The sequence below is a fragment of the Dietzia sp. IBK-p2-16D genome (assembly GCF_057773085.1).
In genome coordinates, this window is record NZ_JBYMTL010000002.1 from 621360 (window position 1) to 630503 (window position 9144).

The 9144-nt window shown below is 70.7% G+C and carries 8 protein-coding genes; all 8 read left to right on the top strand.

Annotated features, from left to right (window positions below; genetic code table 11):
- Positions 1 to 103: 103 nt before the first annotated feature.
- The 8 genes from dnaK to AC3DE3_RS07300 all read left to right on the top strand — a co-directional run bounded on the left by dnaK (position 104) and on the right by AC3DE3_RS07300 (position 9130).
- Positions 104 to 1957, top strand: a complete 1854-nt coding sequence (gene dnaK / locus AC3DE3_RS07265; protein ID WP_260488949.1) for a molecular chaperone DnaK — start codon at positions 104 to 106, stop codon at positions 1955 to 1957.
- Positions 1954 to 2562: a nucleotide exchange factor GrpE gene (gene grpE / locus AC3DE3_RS07270; protein WP_488369508.1), complete on the top strand. Its 609-nt coding sequence runs from the start codon at positions 1954 to 1956 to the stop codon at positions 2560 to 2562. The genes dnaK and grpE overlap by 4 nt, the downstream gene beginning before the upstream one ends.
- A gap of 175 nt (positions 2563 to 2737) precedes the next feature.
- The gene (gene dnaJ, locus AC3DE3_RS07275; RefSeq protein WP_488369509.1) at positions 2738 to 3919 is read left to right on the top strand and encodes a molecular chaperone DnaJ; all 1182 of its coding nucleotides are present in this window, start codon (positions 2738 to 2740) and stop codon (positions 3917 to 3919) included.
- On the top strand, positions 3916 to 4356 hold the full coding sequence (locus AC3DE3_RS07280) for a heat shock protein transcriptional repressor HspR (protein ID WP_488369510.1): 441 nt from the start codon (positions 3916 to 3918) through the stop codon (positions 4354 to 4356). The genes dnaJ and AC3DE3_RS07280 overlap by 4 nt, the downstream gene beginning before the upstream one ends.
- 51 nt (positions 4357 to 4407) lie before the next feature.
- Positions 4408 to 7029: an AMP-binding protein gene (locus tag AC3DE3_RS07285; RefSeq protein ID WP_488369511.1), complete on the top strand. Its 2622-nt coding sequence runs from the start codon at positions 4408 to 4410 to the stop codon at positions 7027 to 7029.
- A gap of 145 nt (positions 7030 to 7174) precedes the next feature.
- Positions 7175 to 8629: a wax ester/triacylglycerol synthase domain-containing protein gene (locus AC3DE3_RS07290; protein ID WP_472982956.1), complete on the top strand. Its 1455-nt coding sequence runs from the start codon at positions 7175 to 7177 to the stop codon at positions 8627 to 8629.
- A 123-nt stretch (positions 8630 to 8752) separates the two neighbouring features.
- Positions 8753 to 8884: a hypothetical protein gene (locus AC3DE3_RS07295; protein WP_472982955.1), complete on the top strand. Its 132-nt coding sequence runs from the start codon at positions 8753 to 8755 to the stop codon at positions 8882 to 8884.
- 63 nt (positions 8885 to 8947) lie between these two features.
- Positions 8948 to 9130, top strand: a complete 183-nt coding sequence (locus AC3DE3_RS07300; protein ID WP_472982954.1) for a hypothetical protein — start codon at positions 8948 to 8950, stop codon at positions 9128 to 9130.
- Positions 9131 to 9144: the final 14 nt, after the last annotated feature.

The following is a 9144-nucleotide window of genomic DNA, read 5'->3' on the forward strand; positions in this document are numbered from 1 at the left end:
ACCGGCAGGCAGGGTGGAACCATCGATCCGAGCCTTGAGTCGGGTCCGCTTAACGAGCATCTGTACGCGAAGCGATTCGTACACGCAGTAGAAGGAGAACACCATGGGACGTGCAGTAGGTATCGACCTCGGAACCACCAACTCGGCCGTCGCGGTCCTCGAGGGCGGCGACGCGACCGTCATCGCCAACGCGGAGGGCGCGCGCACGACCCCGTCGGTGGTCGCGTTCGCCAAGAACGGCGAGGTCCTCGTCGGCCAGCCGGCGAAGAACCAGGCGGTCACCAACGTCGACCGCACCATCCGCTCGGTCAAGCGCCACATCGGCACGGACTGGAAGTCGGACTCGATCGACGACAAGACCTACACCCCGCAGGAGATCAGCGCGCGCACGCTGCAGAAGCTCAAGCGCGACGCGGAGTCCTACCTCGGTGAGGACGTCACCGACGCCGTGATCACCGTTCCGGCCTACTTCAACGACGCCCAGCGCCAGGCCACCAAGGACGCCGGCCAGATCGCCGGCCTCAACGTCCTGCGGATCGTCAACGAGCCCACCGCGGCCGCCCTGGCCTACGGCCTCGACAAGGGCGACAAGGAACAGACCATCCTGGTCTTCGACCTCGGTGGCGGCACCTTCGACGTCTCCCTGCTCGACATCGGCGACGGCGTCGTGGAGGTCCGCGCGACCTCGGGTGACAACCACCTCGGTGGCGATGACTGGGACCAGCGGATCGTCAACTGGCTCGTCGACAAGTTCAAGGCGCAGAACGGCATCGACCTGACCAAGGACAAGATGGCCCTGCAGCGCCTGCGCGAGGCGGCGGAGAAGGCCAAGATCGAGCTGTCCAGCGGACAGTCCACCTCGATCAACCTGCCGTACATCACCGTCGACGCGGACAAGAACCCGCTCTTCCTGGACGAGACGCTCTCGCGCGCCGAGTTCCAGAAGATCACGCAGGACCTGCTCGACCGGTGCCGCAACCCCTTCCAGGCCGTGATCAAGGACGCCGGCATCTCGGTCGGCTCCATCGACCACGTGGTGCTGGTCGGCGGCTCGACCCGTATGCCCGCCGTGACCGACCTGGTCAAGGAGCTCACCGGCGGCAAGGAGCCCAACAAGGGCGTCAACCCCGACGAGGTCGTCGCCGTGGGTGCCGCGCTGCAGGCCGGCGTGCTCCGCGGTGAGGTCAAGGACGTCCTCCTGCTCGACGTGACCCCGCTGTCGCTGGGCATCGAGACCAAGGGTGGCGTGATGACCAAGCTCATCGAGCGCAACACCACCATCCCGACCAAGCGTTCGGAGACCTTCACCACCGCGGACGACAACCAGCCGTCCGTGCAGATCCAGGTCTTCCAGGGCGAGCGCGAGATGGCGGCGCAGAACAAGCTGCTCGGCTCGTTCGAGCTGGCCGGCATCGCTCCCGCGCCGCGCGGCGTGCCGCAGATCGAGGTCACCTTCGACATCGACGCCAACGGCATCGTCCACGTCACCGCCAAGGACAAGGGCACCGGCAAGGAGAACACGATCATCATCCAGGACGGCTCCGGCCTGTCCAAGGAGGAGATCGACCAGATGATCAAGGACGCCGAGGCTCACGCGGAGGAGGACCACAAGCGCCGCGAGGAGGCGGACGCCCGCAACCAGGCCGAGTCCACGATCTACCAGACGGAGAAGTTCGTCTCGGAGAACGAGGACAAGATCCCGGCCGACAAGAAGGAGTCGCTCCAGGCCGCGATCGCCGACGCCAAGACGGCCCTCGAGGGCACGGACGTCGACGCCATCAAGTCCGCGGTCGAGAAGGTCAACACCGAGGCCCAGGCCGTCGGCCAGGCCATCTACGAGGCCTCCGCGGCCGAGGGTGCCGAGGCCGGAGACGCGTCGGGCGCGGGCTCGGCCGACGATGACGTCGTCGACGCCGAGGTGGTCGACGAGGACGAGTCGAAGGATGAGTCCAAGTGACCCGCCCCGAGCAGACCGACGCCTCCGAGAAGGCCGCGTGGGCCGGCGCTGACGACGAGGCCGAGCAGGCCGCCGAGGCCGTCGAGGCCGAGATCGTCGACGACGGCACCGCGCCGGCCGGCGACGGCACCGCAGCCGACGCCGCTGACGCGGGGGGCGCCCCGACCGGTGACGTCCAGACGGAGGACCCGACCGCCGCGCTGCAGGCGCAGCTCGACGAGCGGACCGCGGACCTGCAGCGGGTGTCGGCGGAGTTCGCCAACTACCGCCGCCGCGTCGAACGTGACCGCCAGTCGATCATCGACACCGCCAAGGGCTCGGTCCTGATCGAGCTGCTGGGGATCGTCGACGACCTCGACCGCGCCGAGGCGCACGGTGACCTCGCCGAGGGGCCGCTCAAGGTCTTCGCCGACAAGGTCCGCGCACTGCTCACCGCCCAGGGTGTCGAGGCCTTCGGTGCCGAGGGCGACGCGTTCGACCCGGCCCTGCACGAGGCCGTGCAGGACGAGTCCGAGGGGTCCGAGCCCGTGCTGGGCACGGTCCTGCGCAAGGGCTACCGCCACGGCGAGCGGACCCTGCGGACGGCGATGGTGATCGTCCGCTGAGTCGGGCGCCTCACCATCCCGGCGTGCGGGTGCGTCCCGAGACGACCTCGGGTCGCACCCGCACGCCGACCCGCCTCGGCCACGCCGGGGCTGGGAGACTGCGACAACCGGAACACCGCACCACAACGACGACGACTACGACAACGACTACGACTATGAAGAAGGGAGGCGTCTGGTGAGTCAGCGCGAATGGGTCGAGAAGGACTACTACGCCGAACTGGGCGTCTCCAAGTCCGCCACCCAGGACGAGATCCGCAAGGCCTACCGCAAGCTCGCGCGGGAGAACCACCCGGACTCCAACCCGGGCAACGCGGCGGCGGAGGAGAAGTTCAAGCGGATCAGCGAGGCGAACGACGTCATCGGTGACCCCGCCCGACGCAAGGAGTACGATGCGTTCCGCGCCCAGGTCTCCTCCGGCGGATTCAGCGGCTTCGCCCCGGGCGGCGGGGGCAGATACACAACGTCCGGTGACTTCGACATCAACGACCTCTTCGGTGGCGGCGGGCCCGCGGGTGGCGCCGGCGGGTTCTCGGACCTGTTCGGCGGCCTGTTCAACCAGGCCCGCCCGGGCGGGGGCGGCGGCGCCGGACGCGGCCGGTCGCAGCGCCCGCGCGGGGGTCAGGACGTCGAGACCGCCCTGACCCTGTCCTTCCGTGAGGCCGCCCTCGGTGAGACGGTCCAGATCAAGCTCTCCTCGGCCTCGCCCTGCCTGATCTGCCACGGCAGTGGCGCGAAGCCGGGGACCAGTCCCAAGGTGTGTGGGACCTGCCACGGTGCGGGCGTCACCCAGCGCACCCAGGGTGCGTTCGGATTCGCCGAGCCCTGCACCGACTGCGGCGGTACCGGATCCAAGATCGACGACCCGTGCGCCGAGTGCGCGGGCAGCGGGGTCACGGATCGCGTCCGCACCATCAACGTCAAGGTCCCGGCCGGCGTCTCCGACGGCCAGCGCATCCGCCTCTCGGGCCAGGGTGAGGCGGGTTTCCGTGGCGCGCCGTCGGGCGACCTGTACGTCACGGTCACCGTCCAGAAGGACCAGGTGTTCGACCGGGACGGGGCCGACCTGCTCGTCGACCTGCCGGTGTCCTACCCGGAGCTGGTCCGCGGCGCCCAGGTGTCGGTGCCCACTCTCACCGGACGGGTGACCGTCAAGATCCCCGCCGGTTCCCGCGACGGCCAGATCCTGCGGGTACGTGGCCGGGGGATCGCACGCAAGACCGGAACCGGTGACCTCAAGGTCACCCTCCGGGTGGCCACGCCCCCCGCCGGGATGGCCGAAGCCGAGCTCGCCGCCTATGACGACGCGTTGCGCGCCGCCGGCTTCGATCCACGGTCGGGCTGGGCCGGGTCGGCATGACTCCCCGGCGGGACGTCGGGGAGCTGGGACCCGACGACAGCGTCCTGGTGATCTCCGTGGCCGCCGAACTGTCCGGGTTGCACGCCCAGACCCTGCGCACCTACGACCGGCTGGGGCTCGTCACGCCCGAGCGCACCAGCGGCGGCGGGCGACGCTACTCGCTGCGGGACGTGGCCATGCTCCGTGAGGTCCAGCGCCTCAGCCAGGAGGAGGGCGTCAACCTCGCCGGCATCAAACGGATCATCGAACTGACCAATCAGGTCGACGCCCTGCGTGGCCGCGTGTCCGAGCTGGTCGAGGAAGTGGCCGAGCTCCGTCGCCGTTCCGGCGGTTCCGCGCGGATGGGCGGCGAGCTCGTCCACGTGCCCCGGTCGACCTCCGTCGTGGTGTGGCGGCCCCGGCACCAGCGGGACGCCGCCAGCAGCGACGACCGATGACCGTGTCCGCCCGACTTTCGTAGCGAAGGCTCACCTAATATAGTTCGGCGCGTGACCGCCTCGCGTACGGAACAGGGGCATGCCCCGCTCGGGTTGCCCGCCCGGCCGACCGGGCGCGGTGGAGCGGTCGCCGTGGTGACCGACCGGGCGGAGTACACCTACGCGGAGCTCGCCCGGATGACCGCCGAGCGCGCGGCCGAGTACCCGTCCGTGACGACCGGTCGCCGCATGATCGGTCTGATGGCGACGAACACCGTCGAGTTCCTGGTGGACTACCTCGCCGCCCACGAGGCCGGGCACGTCGTGCTGCTCCTCCCGCCGGACGGCGCGGCGACGGACCACCTCCTCGCGGCGTGGCACCCCGATGTGGTCGCCGGGGACGGCCGGCCACTCCCGGGCGGTGTGGACACGGCGCCGCCGCGGCACGAACTGCACCCCGACCTGGCCCTGCTCATGAGCACCTCCGGCTCCACGGGCGCGCCCAAGCTGGTCCGGCAGTCCCGCCGGGCCGTGCTGGCCAACGCGCGCTCGATCGTGGACTACCTCGGCATCGTGCCGGGGGACCGGGCGATCACCACCCTGCCGCCGCACTACTGCTACGGCCTGTCGGTACTGCACAGCCATCTGCTGGCCGGCGCGTCCGTGGTGCTCAACTCCGATTCCGTCTCCACGCCGGCGTTCTGGGCCCGGGCCGAGAGCCGGCAGGTGACGACGTTCGCCGCCGTACCGCACACGGTCGAGCTCCTCGAGCGTGCCGGCCTCGAGCACCTGGACCGGCTCACCCACCTGCGCTACCTCACCCAGGCCGGTGGCCGGCTGGCGCCGGACGCGGTCCGCCGTCTGGCCGCACACCTGGAGATGCGGGGCGCCGAACTCGTGGTGATGTACGGACAGACCGAGGCGACAGCCCGCATGGGGTACCTCCCACCGCATCTCGCGCGGACCCGGGCGGGTGCCATCGGGATCGCGATCCCCGGCGGGTCGTTCCGTGTCGACCGTCCGCAGGGGGCCGGGCCCGACGACCCGGGGGAGCTCGTCTATCGCGGCCCCAACGTGATGATGGGGTACGCCCGGTCGTCGGCCGACCTCGCGCGGGGGCCGGAGCTGGAGGAGCTGCGGACCGGCGACCTCGCCCGCATCGCCGACGACGGTCTCGTGGAGATCGTCGGGCGGATGGGGCGCGAGACGAAGATCTTCGGACACCGGATCGACCTGGGTCGCGTGGAGGCCTCCCTCGCGGACGGTGGTGTCGACGCCTGGTGCGTCGGTGAGCCCGACCGCTTGGTCGTGGTGTCCCGTGAGCGCTCGAACGCCCTCGTCACCGCCGCCGCGACGGCCTCGGGTCTGCCCACGTCGGCGATCGAACAGTTCGTCGTCGTCGACCCTCCCCGTACCCCCGCCGGCAAGATCGACCAGGCCGCGCTGCGCGCACTCGTCGCCGGTCGCGACCGGGCCGGCGCCGGGTCGGACACCGACCCGCCCAGCTCGCTCGTGGCCCGCGCGCTCGGACTCGACGCGTGCCCGCCGGAGGCCACGTTCGTCGACCTCGGCGGGGACTCCCTCACCTATGTGGTCCTCTCGACCCGGCTCGAGGAGCGGGTGCCCGACCTGCCCCGCGATTGGCACCTGCGCCCGCTGGGTGAACTCGACACCCGGGCGGCCGGACCGCGTCCGCCGGCGGCCTCCCGCTGGACTCCCTGGAGAGCGTGGGCCCGCGTCGACACCTCGGTGGTGCTACGCGCCCTGTTCATCCTCACGATCGTCGGCGGGCACACCCGGGCGTTCGCGGTCTACGGCGGCGCGCACGTCCTGGTGGCCCTGACCGGCTACTCCCTGGCCCGCTTCCGGCTGCACTCCACCAGCGCCCGCCAGCGGGCCCGCGGCGTGCTCACGACGGCCGGGAGGATCGCGGTCCCCGCAGTCGTCTGGCTGCTGCTCGTCACTCCGCTGACCAGTCGCTATCACTGGTACTCGCCGCTGCTGGCCACCCACTTCCTCGGTCCCCGGTCCTGGTCCGACGACCGCTGGTGGAACCCGTGGCAGATGTGGTTCGTCGAGGCGACCGTCTATCTCCTGCTCGGCGTGGCCGCGCTCATGGCGGTCCCCGCGGTCAGCAGACTCGACAGGCGGTGGCCGTTCGCGCTGCCCGCCGCGCTGGTCGGGCTCGGACTGCTCGTGCGCTTCACCGTCGTCGACCTCGGCGGGGGACCCCTCGTGTGGTACTCGGCGCCGGCGGTGCTGTGGTTGTTCGGCCTCGGCTGGGCGGTGGCGCGGGCCGAGCCCGGGGGGTCCGCACCGGGCCCGCATCGCGCGGTCCCGGCCGCGGCGTGGGCGCGGCTCGCCTGCTCGGCGGTCGCGCTCGTGTGCGTGCCGGGCTGGTTCGGCCACCCGGAGCGGGAAGTGGTGATCGTGGCCGGGATCCTCGCCCTGATCTGGATCCCCGCCGTCCGGCTGCCCCGGCCGGTGGTGCGGGTGGTGACCCCTCTCGCGGCGGCCTCGCTCTTCATCTACCTCACCCACTTCCTCGTGTATCCGCCGATCCGGGACGCGGGCCACCCGTGGCTCTCGTGGGTCGCCTCGCTCGCGGTGGGGGTGTGCGTGTGGTGGCTGTGGGAGCGCGGTGCCGGGATCGCGCGGCGGGTCACCGCCCGGGGTGGGGATGCCGGAGCCTGAGGCGGCGCACGGGGCGAGCTGCTGTGGCGCCCAATCCGACAGGCGGAATCCACGATCCCCATTACGGTGAGCTCAGGCGGGCACCAGTGCCCGCGGGCGCCGGGACCACCCCCGGGCCCGGCACCACGAGCAACGGGGAGCACGTATGCGACGAGGCGTCACCGGATGGTTCGAGCCGATGTCGGCGCGCGATGCGGCCTACATCTACGACGAGGGCCCGGGCCACCCCGAGATGATCATTGCGTGCTACCTCTTCGACGCCTCGGGAGGAGCGCCCGTCGCCGCGTCATCGGCGACCTCGCTGAGGCGGTGGGTCGGCGAGCGTCTCGGCGCGGCGGACTTCCTCACCAGACGAATCCGGCACCTCCCCCTGGAGATCGGCCTGCCCGTGTGGGTTCCCGCGCCCGACCTCGACCTGGACAGGCACGTTCACCTGCATGCGATCGACGGCGGGGAGCCCGAGTTGCGCGCGATGCTCTCCGAATTCGCGGCCACCCGGGTCGACCTGGGCGGTCCGCCCTGGCAGATCCATGCCCTGGTGGGGCTGAGGGACGTCGACGGTCTGGACGAGGCCGTCGCGGTCGTGGTGAAGATCCACCACTGCGCCGCGGACGGTATGGCGGTACGCACGCTGGAAGCAGCGTTGTTCTCCGAGTCCTCGCTGCCCGATCCGCCGGCGCGGATTCGCCCAGCACATCCGTTGGAGACGACCGTTCGGGGGGTCGTCGGCGCCCCGTGGCGCCTGGCCCGCTTCATCCACAGAGTTCGATCCACCCGGGCGGACGCCGAGGATGTCGCCCGCCGGACCCGGGAGGGGCTGCTGCCGGCCGGGGAGGCGGCCCGGCCCACCACCCGGTTCAACGCGCCCTCCTCGGGGTCTCTGCACCTCGAACTTCGCACCTTCGATCACGCGGACATCCGGGCCGCACGCCGCGCGGTACCGGGGGCCACCGTGAACGACGTTCTGCTCGCGGCGGTCTCGGGAGCACTGCGTCGGCAGCTCGCGGAGCTGGACGAGTCACCCGAGGGCTCGCTCGCCGCGATGGTGCCGATCTCACTACGTCTTCCGGACGGCCGCACAGGAGCGAGTCGGGCGGACCGGACCGGCGGGGGCGCGGCCAACCAGCTGCTGCTCGGCACGATCGACCTACACTCCGATGTGCCGGATCCGGTGGAGCGACTGGCTGCGATATCGATGTCCGCGGCCGACGAGAAAGCTCGCTGGATCGATGATCGGGTCCGCCGAGCCTACACGAGGATCGACGCATCACCGTCGTGGCTCCTGGCGCTTAGGGGCGTAGTGCGCCGTCGCACGCGAACGGGCGGAGTCGCTCCCCACACCAGGCTCCGCAACACGATGATCAGCAATCTTCCGGCCCCGGCGGGGGCTCCGACCTTCGACGGGGCCCCGATGCGCACGAGCTTCGGAGTGCTGCCGGTGGTGGACGGTGATCTACTACGCCACCTGTTCGCTACGCTCGGCAACCGGTTGATCCTGTCCGTCACGGTGGACCCGGAGGTCATGGCGGATCCTGCGCACTATGCCGATCTGATCGCGGACGAGCTTTTCGTGCTCGCCACCGCGTCAGGGCCGGTGTAGCGGGGGTGGAGATACGTAAACACCGATTGTGTTTAACCTCACATTAGATTACCCTGATCCGCGACCGTACACAGGGAGGTCGCAGACACAGGTCGGACATCCCAGCCCCCTCAAGGAGTGGTTATGAATTCGCTTGACATCGGTGCCCTGCTTCCGCTGATCACCACGCTCGCAGGCTTCGATCAGCTGTCCCTCAACATCTTTGGCTCGATCTCCGGCTCGCTGGGCCTGCCGGTCGAAGAGGCCGCAGTCTGAGCTGGATAGCTCACTCCCAGGCGTGATCACCCACGCCACATCCCATTCAGCAAGGAGAACACAATGAACGGTGTAGTCGGTTCACTCGCGGGCCTGCTCGGCACGCTCGAAGGCAGCGTCGAGAACCTCGGCGGTTCCATCGCCAGCCTGGTCGGAATCGGGGCAGGCAGCCTCGCGGACAACCTCGAGCCGGTGCTCGAGGCCCTGACCTCGGCCAGTGATCGGGCCCCTGACGCCGGGAAGTAAGACTCCCGCGCAGG